We start from the raw sequence: 22,064 nt of genomic DNA, 5'->3' as shown, positions 1-22,064 counted from the left end.
TCCAAACCCTGTGTCGTGTCGGGCTGCGTGTCCGATGAATGGCGCAATAAGGACATGTAGCAATAATCGAGGGTAGAAACATGATGAGGTTAGCTGCGATCAAAGCCTCCCTGCGGGGTCCGAATGCACTGCCGCTGCGACCCGTTGATCAGGTGATGGATCTGGAACGGCTGGGCGCTATGCACCAGAGTCGACTGAGTTTCATGCGTATACTGGTGCGTCGCATCATGCTGGAACGCTGGCAGATCGATACCGCCCGTCTGGACTTGTGTGCCGACGGTTACGGCACCGTTATTTATGAAATCAACACCCCCCAGGGTCTGTTCAGCTTCGTCATTTTTTCCGATTACCTGAGCCCGGATGAGCGTAACGACAGGGTGATCGCCAGCAAATGGGATCTGACCATGGCGCTGGTGGAAGGCCGGGTCGAAGACGATTATCTGGCGTTTTTGCGCCAGAATGTACCCCTGCAGGAGGCGGGTCGGGTGGACTCGCGGGTGTTCGTGTTGTCTCGTGCCAATCGCAGCGCCCGCAACTTCGATTATGTGGTCGATCAGCTGGCTAAAGGCGAGCAGCCCGATGTGGCCAAAATAGCCAAAGTCGGTTATCTCTATCGCACCACCGCCGTCTATGGCAGCGGCAAGTTGGGCATGGCCGACTGGGACAAGGTCAGCAGCCGCTATCCGGACTTTGCCCGTCCCTTTGCCGCCGAGATGTTTGCCTGTTTCATGCTGAGAAACTTCAGTCTGCTGCAGGTGGAGCATATCGCCCAAAGCCGCAATCCGCAGCAATACAATCCCATGCAGCCGGACATAAAACGTTACTTCGGCATCGGTAACTCCACCGGTCTCGGCATGGCGCCTTATCTGATCAACCACCCCATGCTGATCAACCGGTGGGTGGAGCTGCGCGAGCTGGCGCTGGCGCTGGTGCGTAGCCTGGGGCATATCGACGAGCCGGTGCGCCGTCAGTTCGATACCCTGCTGGCCCGCTGTGCCCGGCACATGGCTGAAACCCTGACCGAAGATCCCTGGCAGACCGAGAATAACAAAAGGGTGATCGAGGATCTGGTGGCCTTGCAGCAAGAGGCCAGTCGGTCTCTGAGCAACTGGAATGAACTGCTGGCCTGGAGCGAGCAACATTGCTCGCTGCAAGGGCAGGAGCTGCTGATTTCTGTGTTGCTGGAGCTGTACCCGCAACTGGTGGACGGGCTCGATGACTACTATTGCGTGGAAGAGTTTCTCGATCTGGATCCGCTGATGCCGCTGCAGAAGCTGAAAGAGGTGATCGAGCGGCGCTACGACTGGACGCTGAAAATCGACTTCAGCAAGGCGGGAGCCCGGGATATTTTCTGGTATCGCTCGGAAGAAAAAATGGAGCCTCGGCTGGGTGAAAGTGCCCTCGACAGTGGTAAGGAAAAACAGATGGCGCTGGGCGTGGGCTACGCGGTGTACAAGTGTTACGAGCAGCTGTGCCAGTACATTAAGGAATATCCCGAACACACCACGGCCCGCTTCATGGTGGCCCGGCCTAAGCTGCGCGGCATAGTGCGCCGCATCCAGAGCATGGACCGATGCGTGTACGGTGATATTCAGGCCAACCTGCTGGCGCGGGACATACTGCCCATGCACCTGCTGCGCTGCAAGCTGTCATTCTTCGGGGTCAGCAAGTTCGATCCGCGCTCCAAGCTGTGGGTACGCAATACCATGTATCAGGGCGCGCCCTTGCTGGAAGACATCGGCAACATCTATAACGACGACTGGTTTATGCCCCTGGCGCCCGTATCGCAAGGAGAAATCTGATGCAGGTCTCGATGAATGAGCTGAAGGCGGCCCTGCGTCGCTGTTTTGAAGCCTCCGGTTACTTCGTGGGCAATTACGAAGATGCCGCCAACATGGTGTTATGGCTGGAAAAACACGGCCTCAACGGGCTGGAAGAGCTGAAGCGGGCACTGCCCTATATCGGCCTGGATGCCGACAAACCGCTGAGCACTGTGGTCTATGAAGACAGCACCTCGGCCATTATCGACAGCAACGGCCGCAGTGCGCTGAACTGCATCGCCTCTTCGGTCGATCTGGCCCACGCCAAGGCGCTGGAAAGCGGCATCGCCACCATTACCGTGCATAACTGCCATAATCGCATGTTTGCACTCAAGGCCATGACCGACTGTGGCCGGCGCGGTATCAGCGTAACCGCCTACTGGCAGAATGGCAGCAAGACGGTCAAAGAGTATGCGGCGGCCATCAAGGCGGGGGAGCGTTACCCCAGCTTCAGCGAGGCGGCCACCAACCTGGTGTCCAGCCCGGATGAACACCAGGCGCTGACCATCGTCTGCAGCTCGCGAGTGGATCTGGCCGGATCGCTGCAGCGCTCCAAGGGCAACCGCAACGCCCGCTACATGAGCCCCGAGGATCTGGCCGAGAACAAGGAATATATCATCGACAACGGCATCGAGATTGACGAGGCGCTGTGGGCCGAGATCAACCGTCTCGGTGCCGGTATTCTGGTGGAAAACAGCGATCGTTCCCGCCAGGGAGCCGGCAGCAGGTAACAATACCAGGCACTCAGCACTCAGCACTCAGCACTCAGCTTAAAAACAGGCACCTTTCTTTATAGAATAGATTGGTGCCTTTTTCGTTTAAGTCATCCGTTGATACGGCACAGGAACTTGCCCTTTGCCGTCATCCTGACGGAGGTCAGGATCTCGGTTTGGTTTCTTCGATGGCTCGGGGCTGACCTGTGCATCAGATCCGGCGTTGCCGGATTTAGCAGCTGAAGCAGCTACTACATTCGTGCAATATGCAAATTTCGGCGCCGCCTGTGACCGTCTTTCTGGCAGTGAGCCATGTCTTCGGCTTGGTGCCATTATTGCGTGCTAGAATAGCCGCTTTTTACGCAGGATAACGGCATGCTGTATTCTCCCGATGATCTGCTGGCGCTGCTGATCGTGACCGGCGGTATTGTGGTGCAGGCCTGGGTAGGCATCGGCTTTGGCCTGCTGGCCGCGCCCCTGCTGTATCTGATCGATCCCGCCTATGTGCCGGGCCCCGTATTGGTGCTGGGCTGGATGCTGTCTATCGTGGTGGTACTCAAACAGCGGCACTCGCTGAACTGGCGGCGTGTACTGCCCGCCATAGTGGCGCGGCTGCCCGGCTCCTGGTGCGGCGCCCTCTTGCTGGTGAGCATAGCGCCCTGGCAACTGAGCCTGTTTTTTGGCACAGCCCTGTTGTTGGCGGTGTGGTTGAGCCTGCGTCGCTATGGGCTGGCGCTGACCCCGGTCAGCCTGACGGTGGCGGGATTTTTTTCCGGCGTGCTGGGCACCGCGACCTCGGTCGGAGGGCCGCCCATGGCCTTGCTCTATCAACATGAGTCACGATTAACGACCCGCAACGAGATTGCCGCTTTTTTCCTGATAGGGACGCCACTGTCGGTATTGATGTTGTTGCTCAATGGCGGTCTTGACCTGCTTGCTCCCTCGCTGATCCTGAAGATGATTCCCGGCGTGCTGCTGGGATTCTGGCTATCACGGCGGCTTGAAAAGGTCTTTCAGAAAGACAGTGCCCGGCCGGCAATACTGCTGATTTCCGCCCTGTCGGCGCTGGTGGTGTTGTGGCAGGGGGTAACCGGCGGCCTGAACGGATAAAGGTTCACTGACAGGGCGCCGATAGCCGTTGGCGATGCCGACCCGGATCGGCATAATAACCGTCTGTTTTCGGCAATAGATGGAACCGGGGAGGGCGCTTTGAATCTGGCTACACTGGCACAACAACTGGGTGAAGTATTACTGAGTCGAGGGCTGACGGTGACCACGGCCGAATCCTGTACCGGGGGCGGCATTGCCTGTACCATCACCGATATTGCCGGCAGTTCGGCCTGGTTCGAGCGGGGCTTTGTAACCTACTCCAATGCGGCCAAGAGCGAGATGCTGGGCGTCGAGCCGGCTATTATCGAGCGCGATGGTGCAGTCAGCGAGGCGGTGGTGATCGCCATGGCCAGGGGAGCTTGTGCCGCCGCCGGCGACTCGCTCGGGGTAGCGGTCAGCGGTATCGCAGGCCCTGGCGGTGGCAGCCCGGAAAAACCGGTCGGCACCGTCTGGCTGGCCTGTTACCTGGCGGCGGAAGATAAAACCCATTGCCGCCTGCTGCAGCTCGAGGGTGACCGCCTGGCCGTGCGCCGACAAACCATAGCGGCGGCGCTGCAGGATTGTCTGGCCCTGCTGGCCTCTTCTCGCACTTGATACTGTACGAATAACCAGTATACTCAACCTTATATTTTTCGACGCATTAGCTTAATCAGCGGAGTTCCTCATGGATCAGAACAAAGAAAAAGCCTTGGCTGCGGCCCTGGGTCAGATTGAAAAGCAATTTGGCAAAGGCTCTATCATGCGACTGGGCGACAACAAGGCGTTGAATATCGAGTCCATTTCTACCGGCTCCCTGTCGCTGGATATTGCGCTCGGTATCGGCGGCCTGCCCACCGGTCGTATTGTCGAGATCTATGGTCCCGAGTCCTCCGGTAAAACCACCCTGACTCTGCAGGTGATAGCCGAGGCACAGCGTGCCGGCAAGGTCTGTGCCTTCGTGGATGCAGAGCACGCGCTGGATCCGCAGTATGCGGGTAAGCTGGGTGTGAACGTCGACGATTTGCTGGTCTCTCAGCCGGATACCGGTGAGCAGGCGCTGGAAATCTGCGACATGCTGGTGCGTTCCGGTGCCGTCGACGTCATCATCGTCGACTCGGTGGCGGCTCTGACGCCACGTGCCGAAATTGAAGGCGAAATGGGCGACTCCCATGTGGGTCTTCAGGCTCGTCTGATGTCGCAGGCGCTGCGCAAGCTGACCGGTAACATCAAGAGCGCCAACTGCCTGGTGATCTTCATCAACCAAATCCGGATGAAAATCGGGGTCATGTTTGGCAGCCCGGAAACCACCACTGGTGGTAACGCGCTCAAGTTCTACGCCTCGGTGCGCCTGGACATCCGCCGTATCGGCGCGGTCAAGGAAGGTGACGAAGTCATCGGTAACGAAACCCGGGTCAAGGTGGTCAAGAACAAGGTGGCGCCGCCGTTCAAGCAGGCCGAGTTCCAGATAGTGTATGGCGCCGGTATCTCGAAGGAAGGCGAACTGATCGAGCTGGGCGTCAAGCACAAGCTGGTTGAAAAAGCCGGTGCCTGGTATAGCTATAAAGGCAACAAGATCGGTCAGGGCAAGGCGAACTCGATGAAATACCTGTTGGAGCATAAAGACATCTCCAATGAAATCGAGCGTCTGTTGCGCGAAATGCTGTTGCTGGCGCCGGGAACCGCCAAAGACGAGGTAAAAGGCGAGGCGCTGGCCGAGCTGGATAGCCCGGACAACAACGAAGAATTTTAATGAAAAGGCCGGGATTTCCCGGCCTTTGCTTTTATCGGTTTTTGTTTTAGCAGAACATGATGGAATCACCACTTACCCCTCAACAGCTGTGGGATTGCGCCCTCAGGCTGCTCTCCCGCCGGGATCATAGCCGCCGTGAGCTGGCCCAGAAGCTGCGCCAGCGGCAGTTTGATGCCGAGCTTATCGAGCTGGCGCTGGATAAACTGGAACAGCAACAATGGCTGGCCGACAGCCGTTATGCCGCTGTGCAGGTGCGTCAGCATATCTTCAAGAAGCACGGTCCGTTGCGTATTCGTGTCGAGCTGCAGCGCAAGGGCGTAACTCAGGCCGATATCGAGCAGGCGCTGGAAGAGGAAGCCCCCGACTGGTTTGAGCTGGCACTGGCCTGCTACCGGTCCCGCTTCGCCTTTGCAGACCGGCTGGATATCAAGGAAAAAGCCAGGCGCGTGCGTTATCTGCAGAGCCGGGGCTTCACTTCAGACCATGTTCGCTACGCCCTGGAGACACCGCCGGAGTAGCCCTTTCTGCCCCGCCGTTGCAAGGCGCGTTTTACATTAGCCCGGATACCTTTTAAATTATCCGGGTTAACGCCTATGAACCCAGCAATAGAACAGGATTATCCATGCAGATGACCACATCTGAGTTACGCACCGCGTTTCTCGAGTATTTCCGCCAGCAGGGCCACCAGGTGGTGGCATCCAGCTCGCTGGTTCCCCACAACGACCCGACCCTGCTGTTTACCAATGCCGGCATGAACCAGTTCAAGGATCTGTTCCTGGGACTGGAGCAGCGGGCCTACAACCGGGCGACCAGCTCTCAGCGTTGCGTGCGCGCCGGCGGCAAGCACAACGATCTGGAGAATGTGGGTTATACCGCGCGTCACCATACTTTTTTCGAAATGCTGGGTAACTTCAGTTTTGGTGACTACTTCAAGCAGGATGCCATTCGCTTCGCCTGGGAGTTTCTGACCGACGTGGTCAAGTTGCCCACAGACAAACTGTGGGTAACCGTTTACGCCACCGACGACGAAGCCTTCGATATCTGGTCGAAGGAAGTCGGCGTGCCGGTCGAGCGCATCGTGCGTATCGGCGACAACAAGGGCGCCCAGTATGCGTCCGACAACTTCTGGACCATGGGTGATACCGGTCCCTGCGGCCCCTGTACCGAAATTTTCTACGATCACGGTGAACACATCTGGGGCGGCCCTCCCGGCAGCCCGGAAGAAGACGGCGATCGTTATATCGAGATCTGGAACCTGGTGTTCATGCAGTTTAACCGCCAGGCAGACGGCACCATGGAGCCGCTGCCCAAGCCGTCGGTTGACACCGGCATGGGACTGGAGCGTATCGCCACCATTTTGCAGGGCGTGCATTCCAACTACGAAATCGACCTGTTCCAGGCACTGATCAAGGCGGCGGCCCGGGCCGTGGGCACACAAGATCTGGACAACAAGTCACTGCGGGTCATCGCCGATCATATCCGTTCCTGCTCTTTCCTTATCGCCGATGGTGTCATGCCGTCCAACGAAGGCCGGGGCTATGTGTTGCGCCGTATCATTCGCCGTGCCGTGCGCCATGGTCGCAAGCTGGGTGCCGAGCAGTCCTTCTTCTATACCCTTGTGGGCGCCCTGTGCGAGCAGATGGCCGATGCCTACCCGGAGCTGAACACCCAGCGCGCTATTATCGAGAAGGTGCTGCGGCTGGAAGAAGAGCAGTTTGCCCGTACCCTGGGTCGCGGTCTGCAGCTGCTGGAAGATGCCATCGGTGAGCTGGGCGACGCCAAGGTGCTGCCGGGCGAGGTGGTGTTCAAGCTGTACGATACCTACGGTTTTCCGGCGGATCTGACTGCCGACGTGCTGCGCGACCGCGAGCTGAGCATCGATGAAGCCGGTTTCGAAATCCTGATGCAGCAGCAGCGGGAGCGGGCCAAGGAAGCCTCCAACTTCGGTGTGGATTACTCCAAGGTGATCAAGGTGGATGGCGAGACCGACTTTACCGGTTACCAGCACCTGGCCGAGTCGGCCAGGGTGACGGCGCTGTTCAAGGACGGCGAGCAGGTATCGGCGCTGATTGCGGGTGAAGAAGGCGCCGTGGTGCTGGACAAGACCCCCTTCTATGGTGAGTCCGGTGGTCAGGTCGGTGATACCGGTGTGATCAAGCTCGACGACGGCCTCTTCGTGGTCAGAGACACCCAGAAAGCCGGTAAGGGGATACTGCACCTGGGTCAGCTGGAGCTGGGCACCCTGGAAGTGGGAGAGGCGGTCACAGCAGCGGTAGACAGCTATCGTCGTCAGGCCACGGCCCTCAACCACTCGGTCACTCACCTGATGCACGACTGCCTGCGCAAGCTGCTGGGTGACCACGTCATTCAGAAAGGCTCTCTGGTAGGCCCGGATCGTCTGCGCTTCGATTTTTCCCATCTGGAAGCAATGACAGCGCAGGAAATTCGTGAAATCGAAGACATGGTCAACAAGGAGATCCGTGCCAACCACGCGGTTTCTACCCAGCTAATGGATTTGGACTCTGCCAAGGACGCCGGCGCCATGGCGCTGTTCGGCGAGAAATACGACGACGAAGTACGAGTGGTGTCGATGGGCGATGCTTCCACCGAATTGTGTGGTGGTACCCACGTACAGCGTACCGGTGATATCGGCCTGTTCAAAATCCTGTCCGAAAGCGGTATTGCCGCCGGGGTTCGTCGCATCGAAGCCGTCACCGGTGATGCGGCTCAGGCCTATCTGTATCAGCTGAATCAGGAACTGGCCCAGACGGCCAGCCTGGTGAAGGGAGACTTGTTCTCGGTGTCGGACAAGGTCCGGCAGGTACTGGATCGCAGCCGTCAGCTCGAAAAGGAAATCGAGCAGCTCAAGGCCAAGCTGACCGCCCATGCGGGCACGGCGCTGCTGGAGCAGGTTATCGAGGTGAACGGTACCAAGGTACTGGTGGCCAACCTGGAAGGCGTCGACAGCAAGTCGCTGCGCGGCTCTCTGGACGATCTCAAGGTCAAGCTGCAATCCGGTATCGTGGTGCTGGCGACCGTGACCGAGGGTAAGGTCAGCCTGATTGCCGGCGTGACCAAGGATCTGACTGGCAAGGTCAAGGCCGGTGAGCTGGTTAACCTGGTGGCCCAGCAGGTGGGTGGCAAGGGCGGCGGCCGACCGGATATGGCTCAGGCCGGCGGTACCGAACCGGCCCAGCTGCCGGCGGCCCTGGCTTCCGTCACCCCCTGGTTGACAGAACGGCTATAATGTCAAAAGGGTAAAAATACGCCGCTGTGGCAACAAGTGGCAATAAAAGAGGCCTGTCTTCGACAGGCCTCTTGATTTGGAAACGAGGGCACCCCATCTGTTAATAGGGGAAAAGCTAGGTTTTTGAACACCTTTATCGGATAATAAAAAACATTTTCGACTATTACATAACGTATACAGGAGCAGCCAGATGCTGATTTTGACTCGACGAGTAGGGGAAACCCTGATGATTGGTGACGAAGTCACCGTAACCGTACTAGGTGTTAAGGGTAACCAGGTTCGTATCGGTGTAAATGCGCCGAAAGAAGTATCTGTGCACCGTGAAGAGATTTATATGCGGATACAGGCCGAGAAAGGCACCGCAGAAGACAGCCAGTTCTAATCTATTTTGGGGTGTTTTTTGTTCTTGATGGCTGCTTTTAACCCATTGTGTTTAAAGAGTGTTCGAACAAAAGAATCAGGTGAGAAAAGTGTTTGACTTATTTTGGCCTGACGTTAATATACGCCCCGCAAACACGGTGAGGTGGCCGAGAGGCTGAAGGCGCTCCCCTGCTAAGGGAGTATGCGGCTTATACCCGCATCGAGGGTTCGAATCCCTCCTTCACCGCCATTTAAAGCATCCGTAGCTCAGCTGGATAGAGTACTCGGCTACGAACCGAGCGGTCGGAGGTTCGAATCCTCCCGGATGCGCCATATTTAGAAAGCAGTACCAGGTTAGATAAGTTTCAGAAAAGCATCCGTAGCTCAGCTGGATAGAGTACTCGGCTACGAACCGAGCGGTCGGAGGTTCGAATCCTCCCGGATGCGCCATCTGAATCTTACAAGAGTTTAAAATGCATCCGTAGCTCAGCTGGATAGAGTACTCGGCTACGAACCGAGCGGTCGGAGGTTCGAATCCTCCCGGATGCGCCATATTGAAAGGCCGGCTCTGAGCCGGCCTTTCCATTTACATTGTTTGTCTGCAAACACGGTGAGGTGGCCGAGAGGCTGAAGGCGCTCCCCTGCTAAGGGAGTATGCGGCTTATACCCGCATCGAGGGTTCGAATCCCTCCTTCACCGCCATTTAAAGCATCCGTAGCTCAGCTGGATAGAGTACTCGGCTACGAACCGAGCGGTCGGAGGTTCGAATCCTCCCGGATGCGCCATATTGAAAGCCGGCCCAGTGCCGGCTTTTTCATGTCTGTTGTTCTCAATTCCCATCGTATTCTCCTTTCTATTGTTTTCAATTATAGTCGTATTACCATCCATTTTTCAGCACAAGTCCTTTTATTTTTGTATTCAAATTACCTTTTTAGAGTGTTAGTGAATTTTTATGTTTATTTTTTGGTTTTAAATGTGACTTTAATCACCTGAGTGAAATTTTTTTGTAATCTTTACAACACTTTTGAACATGCACCGTTGCCAATGCCTCTGCAAGCTGGGTATGCTCGTGGCCGAATCGCAGACAGCAAGGAGCATGCTGATGAATAATGTATCTTCTCAACTAGTTGAAGCCGCCGGACTGATGGGGCTGGGCATGATGTTTGTCTTTGCCTTTCTCTCACTCACCATTCTGGCCATCAAGATATTGTCGCTGGTCGCCGCCGAACCAGCACCCAGACCGGCTGCCGCCGCAGCCATGCCTGTCGGCAATGGCCTGAGTCCACAAAAAATGGCCGCCATCAGCGCCGCCATCAATCACTATAAAAAAATAAAAAAGACTGAGTCAGCAGTATCGAACGGACTGACCAAAACGGAACTTAACGGAAACTAACGGAACTTAAATGGAGCTCGTCAAATGACCAAACCTCTTGCCATTACCGATGTGGTATTGCGTGACGCCCATCAATCTCTGCTCGCCACCCGTTTACGGCTGGAAGACATGCTACCCATTGCCGAAAAGCTGGATGATATCGGCTACTGGTCGCTGGAAACCTGGGGTGGTGCCACCTTCGATTCCTGTATTCGCTATCTCGGCGAAGATCCCTGGGAACGCCTGCGCGCCCTGAAAAAAGCCATGCCGAAAACCCCCCAGCAGATGCTGCTGCGGGGCCAGAACCTGCTGGGCTACCGTCATTACGCCGATGATCTGGTATACAAATTTGTAGAGCGGGCCCGTACCAACGGCATGGATGTGTTCCGCATCTTCGATGCCATGAACGACGTGCGCAATCTGGAAACCGCTATCAAGGCCACGGTGGCGGTCGAAGGCCATGCCCAGGGCACCATTTCCTATACCACCTCCAAGGTGCACACCCTGGAGATGTGGGTGGACATGGCGAAAAAGCTGGAAGACATGGGCTGTCACTCTATCTGCATCAAGGACATGGCCGGTCTGCTCAAACCCTATGAAGCCGAGAAGCTGATCAAGCGCATCAAGGCCGAGGTCAAGCTGCCGTTGGCATTGCATTGCCATGCCACCACCGGCCTGAGCCTGCCGACCCACATGAAAGCCATCGATGCCGGTATCGACATCCTGGACACATCTATTTCCTCCATGAGCATGACCTACGGTCATTCGCCTACAGAGACCCTGGTGGCCATGGTAGAGGGCTCAGAGCGCGATACCGGCCTGGATCTGCTCAAGCTGGAAGAGATTGCCGCCTATTTTCGCGAGGTGCGCAAGAAATACGCCAAATTCGAAGGCAGCCTCAAGGGGATCGATTCCCGGATTCTGCTGTCTCAGGTGCCGGGTGGCATGCTCACCAATATGGAAGGCCAGCTGAAAGAGCAGGGCGCGGCCGACAGAATGGACGAGGTACTGAAAGAGATTCCCCGGGTGCGTGAAGATCTCGGCTTTATCCCGCTGGTGACCCCGACCTCTCAGATTGTCGGTACTCAGGCGGTGATCAACGTCCTGACCGGTGAACGTTACAAGAGCATCACCAAGGAAACTGCCGGCGTACTGAAAGGCGAATACGGCGCCGCCCCGGCCCCGGTGAATGCCGAGCTGCAACAGCGGGTGCTGGACGGCGCCGAGCCGATAACCTGTCGCCCCGCGGATTTGCTGACCGATGAGCTGGCAAAGCTGACCGGTGAGTTCCAGGCATTGGCGAAAGAAGAAAAGCTGCGGGTCGCCACCGACGAGGTGGACGACGTGCTGACCTACGCCCTGTTCCCGCAGATCGGCCTCAAGTTTATCCGTCATCGCGATGATGCTTCCGCCTTCGAGCCGGCCCCGGGCACCGAGCCCGAGCCGGTAGCGGCACCTGCATCCGTTGCCAGCCAGCCGGCGGGTGGTTCCAAGGTCTATGCGGTCAAGGTCGATGGACAGGTCTATGAAGTGGAAGTGGGTCCTGCCGGCAGCATCAGCGCCGTACACAGTGCCCAGAGTACAACCGCACCGGTTGCTGCAGCCCCGCAAGTCGCCCCTGCGCCCGCCGGCTCCGGTGAGGCTGTTCCGGCTCCGCTGGCCGGTAATATCTTCAAGGTGGTCGCCAAGGCAGGCACTCAGGTAGCTGCCGGTGATGTGCTGCTGATCCTGGAAGCCATGAAGATGGAAACTGAAGTGCGTGCGGCCCGGGCCGGTCAGGTGTTGAATGTGCTGGTGAAAGAGGGCGATGCCGTATCCGTTGGCGACCCTCTGGTCAGCCTGGCCTAAGGAGCTGAAATGGACTCGTTACTGACTCTGTGGCAGGAAACCGGCCTGGCCAACTTTCACTGGAAGCAGCTGGTGATGATAGCGGTGGGCCTGGGCCTCATCTATCTCGCCATCGCCAGGGGCTTCGAGCCCCTGCTGTTGCTGCCCATCGGCTTCGGCGGTGTGCTGGCCAACATTCCCAATGCGGGCATGGCCGATCCGGGCGGGCTGCTGTATTACATCTATGAAGTGGGTATCGGCACCGGCGTCTTTCCGTTGCTGATCTTCATGGGGGTGGGCGCCATGACCGACTTTGGCGCCCTGATTGCCAACCCCAAGACCCTGTTGCTGGGGGCGGCGGCGCAGTTTGGCATCTTTGCCACCCTGTTCGGTGCCATTGCCCTGAACGCGTTGCCCGGCTTTGATTTTACCCTGGCGGATGCGTCGGCTATCGCCATCATAGGGGGGGCGGATGGTCCAACGGCCATCTTCCTGGCCTCCAAGCTGGCGCCGGATCTGCTCGGTGCCATCGCGGTGGCGGCCTATTCCTATATGGCGTTGGTGCCCATTATTCAGCCGCCGATCATGAAGCTGCTGACCACCAAGGCAGAGCGTGAAATCAAGATGGAGCAGCTGCGCCACGTAAGCAAGCGGGAGAAAGTGTTGTTCCCGTTGATGGTGCTGACCCTGACCATACTGTTTCTGCCGGCCGCGGCTCCGCTTATCGGCATGTTCTGTCTGGGTAACCTGATGAAGGAATCCGGGGTGGTGGACAGGTTGTCCAAGACGGCACAGAACGAGCTGATCAACATAGTCACCATCTTTCTCGGTCTGGCGGTGGGTTCCAAGCTGTCGGCGGAAAAGTTCCTGACCATCGACACCCTGGGCATTCTGGCGCTGGGCGCGGTGGCGTTTTCCATCGGCACCGCCGGTGGTGTGCTGATGGCCAAGCTGATGTGCAAGCTGTCCGGTGGCAAGGTCAACCCGCTGATCGGTGCAGCCGGTGTCTCGGCGGTACCCATGGCGGCCCGGGTGGTCAACAAGGTGGGGCTGGAAGCCAACAACCAGAACTTCCTGCTGATGCATGCCATGGGCCCGAACGTGGCCGGTGTGCTGGGGTCGGCCGTTGCCGCCGGTGTACTGCTGGCACTGGTCGGTTAATCCGGCTTTTCCGAACGTTTTTACAGATGTAAACAAGGCGCCTGCGGGCGCCTTTTGTTTTTCTACTGTTTGATAGCAGAGCAAGCGTCGGACAAAGGGCCCGCTCCGCCGACTCGCTATAAATACCTCCATGTACGCTCTCTGTTTCATCCCTGAAACAGAAGGTCGGCGGAGCAGATCCCTTTGCCCTCCTCGATGCATTGGAGTCATCGGGTGGTGCTTTCGGGAAGCTTGGTGCCCAAGAAGAGGCAACAGAGCACGGTTCCCACGACCGTGACATGCCATGGCCGGAAAATGCTCCTGCCGTTCCGGCATTCCCGCCATCCCTGTGTTGCCTCCGGGGGACAGGCAAACATACTGATCAGATGATTAGTGTAATTGGTGTTATGTTTATCCCAAAGACCAACAGAGGAGTGAGCAACCCATGGCGACCCCCCATATCAAGGCCGAACGAGGTGACTTTGCCGATACCGTGCTGATGCCGGGTGATCCGTTGCGGGCGAAGTATATCGCCGATACCTTTCTGTCCGACGTCAGACAGGTAAATCAGGTACGAAACATGCTTGGTTTTACCGGCACCTACAAGGGCCGGGCTATCTCGGTAATGGGCCATGGAATGGGCATTCCGTCGGTGTCCATCTATGCCAAGGAGCTGATCACCGAGTTTGGCGTCAACACCCTGATCCGGGTGGGATCCTGCGGTGCCGTGCGTGATGACGTGGCGCTCAGGGATGTGGTGATCGGCCTGGGCGCCAGTACCGACTCCCGGGTCAATCGCATTCGCTTTATGGAGCACGACTTTGCCGCCCTTGCGGACTTCGAGCTGGTCAGTCAGGCGGTGGCGACGGCGAAGGCCTGCAAGGTGCCGGTCAAGGTGGGAAATATTTTTTCGGCCGATCTGTTCTATTCGCCCCAGCCCGAGCTGTTCGAGCTGATGAAGCGTTACGGCATCCTGGGGGTAGAGATGGAAGCGGCGGGGCTGTATGGCGTGGCCGCCGAATACGGCGCTCGGGCGCTGACCATCTGTACCGTGTCGGATCATATCCTGCGTCACGAGGCGCTGAGTGCCGACGAGCGCCAGACCAGCTTCAACGACATGATGGAGGTGGCGTTGGAGTCGGTGTTACTCGGCGGTGCCTGATTGCTCTTGTGGCGGCGGTGTGTCTGCCGCTGGCTGCTGTCTTTTCCGCCGGCGATTGAGTCCCAGGCCGGCCAGAATACCCAGCAGCGCACACAGCGGTAACAGCCAGCTTAAATGATGCAGCAGTTGTTGCCATATACTGCGTTGCGCTTCCGTTAGCGACGACGGCGCCAACTGCAGGCGCAAGAAGCCGACGGGCCGATTCTCCCGGTATAATGGGCGTATGTAGGGGAGTTCGCCATCGCCGAGGATGCCGGCTTCGGCCAGTAGCTGGCCGCCACCATCGTACAGTTGTGCCGCTACCACCAGCTTGGCGCTGACCAGTTCCTCCACCAGCTGGCGGCGGCTCTCGGCGTCATCGGTCTGCAGGGATTTTATCGCCTGCAGTTCGGCATAATCGGCAAGCGGGGCGGCCAGCGTTCGCTGGGGTAACTGTCGCCAATGATAGCCAAGTTGTGTGACTTGCAGCCACTGCCAGCCGGTGAACGACACCAGTAGCAGGAGCAGGAGCGACAGCAGCGGTTTGTGTATTACAGGGTGTTTTTTCCACATGGCGGCAATATTGTCTCTTGCCTGGCGAAAAAGCAATACGCTACCCTGAGCGCCGGTCTTTGTGAGCATAGGAATAGCGAGTGGCACTGTTAATGGATGTTTTACCCGAGCAAGTCCGTGACTGGACCGATATGCTGTCTTGCGGCGCCTATCTTTGGCAGCCGGGGCAGCAAGGTGAAAAGGAGCAACTGACGCCGGGTCGGCTGGCCGCGCCTGCCGGACATCTGATCCTGCTGGCGGAGAAACTGAATAAATCCGCACTGCAATCCAGCCTGCAAATCCTGGATGAGGCTGGCGTGCAGGTGGAAGTCTCCGGGGTAAAACGCGTGGCCGAACGAGATCTGTTGAGCCTGCGCCTGTCTGCCTGGTCGCCGGCGCTCAAGTCCCGTTTGCAGGCGGTGGCCGATGACTGGGATCTGGCCTGTGTGCCTGCCCTGCCGCAGGCGGACAAGCCAGGTCTGGTGTTGATGGACATGGACTCGACTGCCATCGAGATGGAGTGCATCGATGAAATCGCCCTGTTGGCCGGGGTAGGAGAAGAAGTGGCCGCCGTTACCCGGGCGGCGATGGAAGGCTCCCTGCCGTTTGCCGAAAGCCTGCGCCGACGCGTCAGGGCGCTGGCCGGTGCCGATGCCGCCATTATCGAGCAGGTGATAGCGCGCATGCCGCTGATGCCGGGCCTGATTGTTCTGGTGGAAGGGCTGAAAGCCATGGGCTGGAAAGTGGCGCTGGCTTCCGGTGGTTTTACGCCCTTTACCGGCCATCTGCGGCAGACCCTGGGGCTGGATGCGGACTTTGCCAATACCCTGGAAATCCGGGACGGCCGTTTTACCGGTGAAGTGCTGGGCGACATCGTCGATGCCGAGGCCAAGGCCCGTATTCTGGTCGAGCTGGCCGCCCGCTACGATATTCCCCTCAGCCAGACGGTGGCCATCGGTGATGGTGCCAACGACCTTCTGATGCTGGCTCAGGCCGGGCTGGGGGTTGCCTTGCATGCCAAGCCGCTGGTGCAGGAAAAGGCGCCAGTGTGTCTTAATCTTCTGAGTCTGGAAGGGGTGTTGGCGTTGCTGCAGGCGCGGTGATCGTCTGCTGTCCTTTGACCGTATTGATGATGTCACAGCGCTGGACTCGGGCCGACAGCTCCACCAGTGGTGTGACTCAATAAATGAGTGAGTATGCATGGCCAAGTCCAAAACGGCGTTTGTCTGTGGTGAATGTGGTGCCGAGTTCCCCCGCTGGCAGGGACAGTGCTCCGAATGCAAAGAGTGGAATACCATCACCGAGATACGACTGGCACCGGCCAACGCCGTCAGCCGTAACAGTCGCTTTGTCGGTTATGCCGGCACCCAGGACAACAAGGTACAGACCCTGGATGAGGTTGCGCTGACCGAGATCCCCCGGCTCAACAGTGGTTTCAATGAGCTGGACCGGGTACTGGGTGGTGGCATGGTGGCCGGCTCGGCGATTCTGATCGGCGGTAATCCGGGGGCGGGCAAGAGTACCTTGTTGTTGCAGGTCATGTGTGGCCTGGCTGGCCGGGTGAAAACCCTGTACGTCACCGGTGAAGAGTCACTGCAACAGGTGGCGATGCGGGCGCAGCGGCTAGGGCTGCCTCGTGATCAGCTGCGCATGCTGTCGGAAACCAACGTCGAGCAGATTTGTCATGTAGCCAGGGAAGAGCGACCTGCGGTGATGGTGATCGACTCTATTCAGGTGATGCACGTGCCAGAGGTGCAGTCGGCACCAGGCTCGGTAAGTCAGGTACGGGAGGCGGCGGCCCAGCTGACCCGCTTTGCCAAACAGCAGGGCGTGGTGGTCCTGATGGTGGGACACGTGACCAAAGACGGCGCCCTGGCCGGCCCCAAGGTACTGGAGCATTGCATCGATTGCTCCATCATGCTGGATGGCGCCAGCGACAGTCGTTTTCGAACCCTGCGCAGCCACAAGAACCGCTTCGGCGCGGTGAATGAGCTGGGGGTTTTTGCCATGACCGAAACCGGCATGAAAGAAGTGAGTAACCCCTCGGCCATTTTTCTGAACAGGGGCGAAGAGCAGACTACGGGATCCGTGGTGATGGTGATCTGGGAAGGTACCCGGCCCTTGCTGGTGGAGCTGCAGGCACTGGTGGATTATTCCCAGCTGGGCAACCCGCGGCGGGTGACGGTGGGGCTGGAACACAACCGTCTGGCCATGCTGCTGGCGGTATTGCACCGGCACGGCGGTTTGCAGATGGCGGATCAGGATGTGTACGTCAATGTCGTCGGCGGGGTGCGGGTCGAAGATACCAGTGCCGATCTGGCGCTGCTGCTGGCGCTGGTGTCGAGCTTTCGTGACAAGGCCTTGCCGCAAGAGCTGGTCGTGTTCGGCGAAGTAGGGCTGTCGGGAGAAATCCGGCCGGTGCCCTCAGGTCAGGAGCGACTGATGGAAGCGGCCAAGCACGGCTTTACCCGCGCCATAGTACCTTGGGCGAACAGACCCAAGCAGGCACCAGCCGGCATGGAAGTGATCGCCGTCAAGAAGCTGGACGAGGCGCTCGAGGCGCTATAATCCGTCGCTAATGGGGCTCTTTGCCCCGCCGCTGAGCCAGCCTGCGTTCAGCCATGATTGGCTCCTGTCAGGCGGGCTCGCCGGTATCCAGATGATTCAGCAGCGAGATGGCCGACACTAGTCGGTCTTCCAGCTCGAACCGCTCTTCGAGCATTTCGCCGAGCTGACCGAGATCCTGGTCTAGCTCCAGTTCCAGCAGGGTGTCTTCGTCGACCTGGGCGTACTTGTCATGGAAATTCAGCGCCTCGCCGGCACTTTGCTTGAGGCGCGGATAAATGCGTTCGGCCAGGATGCGGGCGTTGCCCCGGGATGCCTCGTAGGCGGCCATGACATAATCGTAGATCTCGAAATGACCGGCGCAGACATAGTCGACCAGCTGACCACAGAATTCGGACAGCTCTTCCGGTGTCGGCTGGGTCTTTTGGTTGGTGGAAAGGCGGATGTATTCGACCAGCAGGTTCTGGCGGGCATTGATAAAGGCGTCCAGTGCCTGATGCTTGCCGGCCAGTTGTTCTTTGGTTTGTTCCATTTTCCTGAGCATGATTCCCTCCTTGGGCGACCTGAGCAGGTGGCTGCCTCCCATCATTAAAGAAAAGAATAGTCCGGGTCAATAGCATTGCTCACAACTTGTGCATTTTGGCATCATTAGCTGCATGGGGACGGCGGGGACGACGCAGTTTTTCCGATTCCTACATCTGATGTTACAATGCGGGCAATTTGCCACCTGATCTGGAACGACGGGATGAAACCACTCAAGAATGATAGTTACTTACGTGCCCTTTTACGCCAGCCGGTAGACTATACCCCGGTATGGATGATGCGCCAGGCTGGTCGCTATCTGCCCGAGTACAAGGCGACCCGGGCCGAAGCTGGTGATTTTATGTCGCTGTGCAAGAATGCCGATCTGGCCTGTGAAGTGACGCTGCAGCCGCTGCGTCGTTTCCCGCTCGATGCGGCCATCCTGTTTTCCGATATTCTGACCATTCCCGACGCCATGGGGCTGGGCCTGTATTTCGAAACCGGAGAGGGCCCCAAGTTCGAGCGGCCGATCGCCTCCATGGCCGATGTGCAGAAAATCGGCATTCCCGATCCGGAAGGCGAGCTGCAATATGTGATGAATGCGGTACGCACCATTCGTCGCGAGCTGAACGGCGAAGTGCCGCTGATCGGCTTCTCCGGCAGCCCCTGGACTCTGGCCACCTATATGGTTGAAGGCGGCAGTTCCAAGGCCTTCACCAAGATCAAGAAGATGATGTATGCGGAGCCTCAGGCCCTGCACCTGCTGCTCGACAAGCTGGCCGACAGCGTGACCAGCTACCTCAACGCCCAGGTGGCGGCCGGTGCCCAGTCCCTGATGATCTTCGATACCTGGGGTGGCGTACTGACCCCGCGTGACTACAACGACTTCTCGCTGCAGTACATGGCCAGGATTGTCGATGGCCTGACCCGCGAAAACGAAGGTCGTCGGGTGCCGGTAACCCTGTTCACCAAAAACGGTGGCCAGTGGCTGGAAGCGATTGCCGCCACCGGCTGTGATGCGGTGGGTCTGGACTGGACCATCAACATTGCCGACGCCAAGCGTCGCGTCGGCGACAAGGTTGCCCTGCAGGGCAACATGGACCCGTCCATGCTCTATGCGCCGATTCCGCGTATCGAGCAGGAAGTGGCCACCATTCTGGAAGGCTTTGGTGAAGGTCCCGGCCATGTGTTCAACCTGGGCCATGGCATTCATCTGGATGTGGATCCAGAGCACGCCGGCGCCTTTATCGAGTCGGTACACCGTCTGTCACGGCCCTATCACGCCAAGTAACAGTCGTCCTGAATTGCATGCAATAAAAAAGCGCCTTAACGGCGCTTTTTTCATGGGGATGAGTCAGGCGGTTAGCCGGCCATTTCCCGCTTGTATTTTTCTACTGTGGCGAGGAAGGTGCGCTTCTCGTTATCGCCCAGGCCATCGGCCATCGGCAACTTGACCTGCATGGCGTCTACCGCTCTGTTGTTGACGAGGAACTCGTAGTGCAGGTGCGGACCGGTAGAGCGGCCCGTGTTGCCGGACAGCGCAATACGCTGGCCACGGCGTACCGTATCACCCTGTTTCACCAGGAACTTGCTGAGGTGCAGGAAGCGGGTGGTGTACTGGCGGCCATGGCGGATCACCAGATAGTTGCCGGCCAGGCGATGGCGTACGGCCTTGACCACCACACCGTCGCCCGGGGCCAGCACAGGGGTACCGACAGGAACGGCGAAGTCGGTGCCCTTGTGGGGCTGAACCCGGCCGGTAATGGGGTGTTTGCGGTTCAGGTTGAAGTTGGAGCTGAGCCGGGCACGACGTTCCAGCGGAATGCGAATAAAGCCCCGTTCCAGGCTTTCACCCTTTGCATCGTAAAACTTGCCGTCTTCGTAGCGGAAGGCGTGATAGGTGCGGCCTTTGTTGGTAATTTCCACCGCCTGCAGCTCGGACTTGCCGGTACTTTTTCCTTCGACAAACTCACGTTGTACCAGCACCTTGAAGCTGTCGCCCTGACGCAAGTCCCGGGCAAAATTGAGCTGCCACTGAAACAGGTTGGCAATCCGCTGGATCTGGGGGGCAGAGAGGCCGGCATCCCGGGCACTGATATAGAAACTGCCGTTGATAACTCCGCTCAGGGCGCGCCTTTCCCAGTTGCTTTCTTCCGTTCTGAGGCGACTTTGATAGCCATCTCCGTCGCGGGTAAAGATGCGGGTGTGCAGCAGATCCCGCTGGATCTTGAATTCCTGCAGCAGGTTGTCCTGATCGATCAGCAACGACAGGGTCTGGCCTGGCTTGAGGCCGTCCAGCACCTTGCTCTTGTCGGCCTCCAGCATCTTGTACATGGTGGCCAGCGGCAGCCCCAGGCCGTTGAAAATGGTGCTCAGGGTATCGCCGTTTTGCACCACGTATTCCTGCCATTCGGGTTCGGTGGCGGCGATTTCATCCAGGGCGTCGACAGGCTCTACTTCATCGCTGGGCAGGGTGTAGAACTCGGTGTTGTCTACTTGCTCTTTGGCGGCTTTTTGCGGCAGATTCAGGCTGGCAGGGATGCTGATTTTGAGCGGCTGCTTGATGAGGTCGGGCGAGGGCAGCATCACCGCGGTTGTCAGCGTCAGGCCGCCGAGAAGGATGATGCCATACAGGTGTCGCTTGGGTAACTGCGCCGGCATACCTTGCAGTTTTGATTGTATCGGGCGGAGAGGATTCATCCGGATTACCTATGCCTGTTGATGACGAAATAATGAATGCAAAAACCGCTTTATCTATCCAGGCATAGATCCAAAGATAATAAAGCGGTTAATATTTCTTACTAAATAGCCCTTATACGGACAACTCAAGTTAGAACATGCGTTGATAGTAAAGTTCCGCATTGTACCGGATTTTATTGCAAATATTTAGGTCTCGTTGAGCAGGCATCCGGCCATGGCGTCTGCCAGTTGGTGCATAAAGGCAAAGTAGCCTCGGGGGCCCACTTCAATATCGGCTCCCAAAGGGTCCAGTATGCCGATGCGAGCCTTTGTATCACGTACTACGGCCTTCACCACGGCAGGCCTGAACTGGGGTTCGGCAAAGACGCATTGTGCCTGAGATTCCTTCAATGCCTGATGGATTCGTGACACCGTTCTGGCGCCGGGAGAGCGTTCCGGGTTAACGGTAAAATACCCGAGTGACGGTAACTGGTAATGATCTTCCCAGTAGCCGTAGGCATCGTGGAACACGAAGTAACCGATGCCGGCGGTCGGAGCCAGACGTTCGACCACCTGTTGGTCGGCCTCGGTCAAGCCAGCCCGAAAGGCGGCCAGATTACGTTGATATCGATCAGTATTGGCAGGGTCCAGCTGACTCAGACGCTCGGCCAGCAGGCTGGCAATTTTTTCTGCGTGATGAGGATCCAGCCAGATGTGGGTATCCTGCTCACCATGCTGATGGCCGTGTCCGTCATCGTCGTCTCCGACGGTGATTTTATCGGAATAATGTTCGTCATGATGGCGATTCGGGTGATCATCATGGTCTGCATGGTCTGCATGGTCTGCATGGTCTGCATGGTCTGCATGGTCTGCATGGTCTGCATGGTCTGCATGGTCTGCATGGTCTGCATGGTCATGACCTGGTTGTGGGTGATGTTCCTCGGTATCGATCTGGGCCATCAGCGGCAGGCTGCCGGGATGCTTGTCGAGCAGCGACGTCAGAAAGCCCTCCAGCTCGGGGCCGACCCAGAGCACCAAATCTGCCTTTTTTATCCGGCGCACATCCGACGGGCGCAGGGCATAGTCGTGGGGTGAAGTGCCCGGTGTCAGCAACAACTCGGGAGCCTCGCCACCTTCGGTAATGGCACTGGCAATCAGTTGCAGTGGCTTGATGGTGGTCAGTACTTCCAGCGCGCGGGCCTGGCCGCTCAGCAGCAGGGTCAACGTCAGCAACAACAGGGCTCTCATGATGGATTTCGTCCGGATTGGTGATAGAGTTCGGCAAGC

General features: G+C 58.0%; 19 protein-coding genes and 6 tRNA genes. 21 read left to right on the top strand and 4 right to left on the bottom strand.

Annotation, left to right across the window (positions count from 1 at the left end):
* Positions 1–80: 80 nt before the first annotated feature.
* The 18 genes from UN63_RS08865 (at position 81) to deoD (ending at position 14,480) form a co-directional block, all read left to right on the top strand.
* Positions 81–1,802 (top strand): hypothetical protein, encoded by a 1,722-nt coding sequence (locus UN63_RS08865; RefSeq protein WP_104486410.1) that lies wholly within the window; start codon positions 81–83, stop codon positions 1,800–1,802.
* Complete coding sequence (locus tag UN63_RS08860; RefSeq protein ID WP_104486409.1) at positions 1,802–2,551, top strand: DUF3726 domain-containing protein; 750 nt, start codon at positions 1,802–1,804, stop codon at positions 2,549–2,551. The genes UN63_RS08865 and UN63_RS08860 overlap by 1 nt, the downstream gene beginning before the upstream one ends.
* Before the next feature lie 357 nt (positions 2,552–2,908).
* On the top strand, positions 2,909–3,643 hold the full coding sequence (locus UN63_RS08855) for a sulfite exporter TauE/SafE family protein (RefSeq protein WP_104486408.1): 735 nt from the start codon (positions 2,909–2,911) through the stop codon (positions 3,641–3,643).
* 99 nt (positions 3,644–3,742) lie between these two features.
* Positions 3,743–4,237, top strand: coding sequence for a CinA family protein (locus UN63_RS08850; RefSeq protein ID WP_104486407.1), 495 nt, complete (start codon positions 3,743–3,745; stop codon positions 4,235–4,237).
* A gap of 70 nt (positions 4,238–4,307) precedes the next feature.
* Positions 4,308–5,372: a recombinase RecA gene (gene recA, locus UN63_RS08845; protein WP_104486406.1), complete on the top strand. Its 1,065-nt coding sequence runs from the start codon at positions 4,308–4,310 to the stop codon at positions 5,370–5,372.
* Positions 5,373–5,431: 59 nt separating this feature from the next.
* Complete coding sequence (locus UN63_RS08840) at positions 5,432–5,890, top strand: regulatory protein RecX (RefSeq protein WP_229793416.1); 459 nt, start codon at positions 5,432–5,434, stop codon at positions 5,888–5,890.
* A 104-nt stretch (positions 5,891–5,994) separates the two neighbouring features.
* Positions 5,995–8,619, top strand: a complete 2,625-nt coding sequence (alaS, locus tag UN63_RS08835; RefSeq protein ID WP_104486404.1) for an alanine--tRNA ligase — start codon at positions 5,995–5,997, stop codon at positions 8,617–8,619.
* Positions 8,620–8,809: 190 nt separating this feature from the next.
* The gene (gene csrA / locus UN63_RS08830) at positions 8,810–9,001 is read left to right on the top strand and encodes a carbon storage regulator CsrA (RefSeq protein ID WP_104486403.1); all 192 of its coding nucleotides are present in this window, start codon (positions 8,810–8,812) and stop codon (positions 8,999–9,001) included.
* Positions 9,002–9,136: 135 nt separating this feature from the next.
* Positions 9,137–9,229, top strand: a tRNA-Ser gene (locus tag UN63_RS08825).
* 6 nt (positions 9,230–9,235) lie between these two features.
* Positions 9,236–9,312: transfer RNA gene (locus tag UN63_RS08820), tRNA-Arg, on the top strand.
* 40 nt (positions 9,313–9,352) lie between these two features.
* Positions 9,353–9,429, top strand: a tRNA-Arg gene (locus UN63_RS08815).
* A gap of 25 nt (positions 9,430–9,454) precedes the next feature.
* Positions 9,455–9,531: transfer RNA gene (locus UN63_RS08810), tRNA-Arg, on the top strand.
* Between the two features lie 57 nt (positions 9,532–9,588).
* A tRNA-Ser gene (locus UN63_RS08805) sits at positions 9,589–9,681 on the top strand.
* A gap of 6 nt (positions 9,682–9,687) precedes the next feature.
* Positions 9,688–9,764 (top strand) — tRNA-Arg (locus UN63_RS08800).
* A gap of 311 nt (positions 9,765–10,075) precedes the next feature.
* Positions 10,076–10,372: an OadG family protein gene (locus UN63_RS08795; RefSeq protein WP_181068213.1), complete on the top strand. Its 297-nt coding sequence runs from the start codon at positions 10,076–10,078 to the stop codon at positions 10,370–10,372.
* 24 nt (positions 10,373–10,396) lie between these two features.
* Positions 10,397–12,199, top strand: coding sequence for a sodium-extruding oxaloacetate decarboxylase subunit alpha (gene oadA / locus UN63_RS08790; protein ID WP_104486401.1), 1,803 nt, complete (start codon positions 10,397–10,399; stop codon positions 12,197–12,199).
* A gap of 9 nt (positions 12,200–12,208) precedes the next feature.
* A complete protein-coding gene (locus UN63_RS08785; protein WP_104486400.1) occupies positions 12,209–13,339 on the top strand; it encodes a sodium ion-translocating decarboxylase subunit beta in 1,131 nt (376 codons plus the stop codon).
* 424 nt (positions 13,340–13,763) lie between these two features.
* The gene (deoD, locus tag UN63_RS08780; protein ID WP_104486399.1) at positions 13,764–14,480 is read left to right on the top strand and encodes a purine-nucleoside phosphorylase; all 717 of its coding nucleotides are present in this window, start codon (positions 13,764–13,766) and stop codon (positions 14,478–14,480) included.
* On the opposite strand, the gene UN63_RS08775 is transcribed toward deoD, so the two are convergent.
* Positions 14,463–15,101 carry a hypothetical protein gene (locus tag UN63_RS08775; protein ID WP_146084730.1) on the bottom strand — a complete coding sequence of 213 codons (639 nt, stop codon included), beginning with the start codon at positions 15,099–15,101 and terminating at the stop codon, positions 14,463–14,465. The genes deoD and UN63_RS08775 overlap by 18 nt on opposite strands.
* A gap of 11 nt (positions 15,102–15,112) precedes the next feature.
* Between UN63_RS08775 and serB the strand changes: the two genes are divergently transcribed.
* Positions 15,113–16,114, top strand: a complete 1,002-nt coding sequence (gene serB, locus UN63_RS08770) for a phosphoserine phosphatase SerB (RefSeq protein WP_104486397.1) — start codon at positions 15,113–15,115, stop codon at positions 16,112–16,114.
* 97 nt (positions 16,115–16,211) lie between these two features.
* Entirely contained in the window at positions 16,212–17,579 is a 1,368-nt protein-coding gene (radA, locus tag UN63_RS08765) for a DNA repair protein RadA (RefSeq protein WP_104486396.1), read from the top strand.
* A gap of 67 nt (positions 17,580–17,646) precedes the next feature.
* Here radA and rsd read toward each other — a convergent pair whose 3' ends face one another.
* Positions 17,647–18,120, bottom strand: coding sequence for a sigma D regulator (gene rsd / locus UN63_RS08760; protein ID WP_104486395.1), 474 nt, complete (start codon positions 18,118–18,120; stop codon positions 17,647–17,649).
* A 201-nt stretch (positions 18,121–18,321) separates the two neighbouring features.
* On the opposite strand from rsd, the gene hemE reads away from it, so the two are divergent.
* On the top strand, positions 18,322–19,389 hold the full coding sequence (hemE, locus tag UN63_RS08755) for a uroporphyrinogen decarboxylase (protein WP_104486394.1): 1,068 nt from the start codon (positions 18,322–18,324) through the stop codon (positions 19,387–19,389).
* Positions 19,390–19,460: 71 nt separating this feature from the next.
* Here hemE and mepM read toward each other — a convergent pair whose 3' ends face one another.
* On the bottom strand, positions 19,461–20,798 hold the full coding sequence (gene mepM / locus UN63_RS08750; RefSeq protein ID WP_104486393.1) for a murein DD-endopeptidase MepM: 1,338 nt from the start codon (positions 20,796–20,798) through the stop codon (positions 19,461–19,463).
* Between the two features lie 186 nt (positions 20,799–20,984).
* A complete protein-coding gene (znuA, locus tag UN63_RS08745; protein ID WP_104486392.1) occupies positions 20,985–22,025 on the bottom strand; it encodes a zinc ABC transporter substrate-binding protein ZnuA in 1,041 nt (346 codons plus the stop codon).
* Positions 22,026–22,064: the final 39 nt, after the last annotated feature.

Origin of the sequence: Oceanisphaera arctica (assembly GCF_002936955.1) — a bacterium.
GTDB lineage: Bacteria > Pseudomonadota > Gammaproteobacteria > Enterobacterales > Aeromonadaceae > Oceanimonas > Oceanimonas arctica.
The sequence above is the reverse complement of the archived record's forward strand: the minus strand, read 5'-3'. Positions and strand labels throughout refer to the sequence as shown.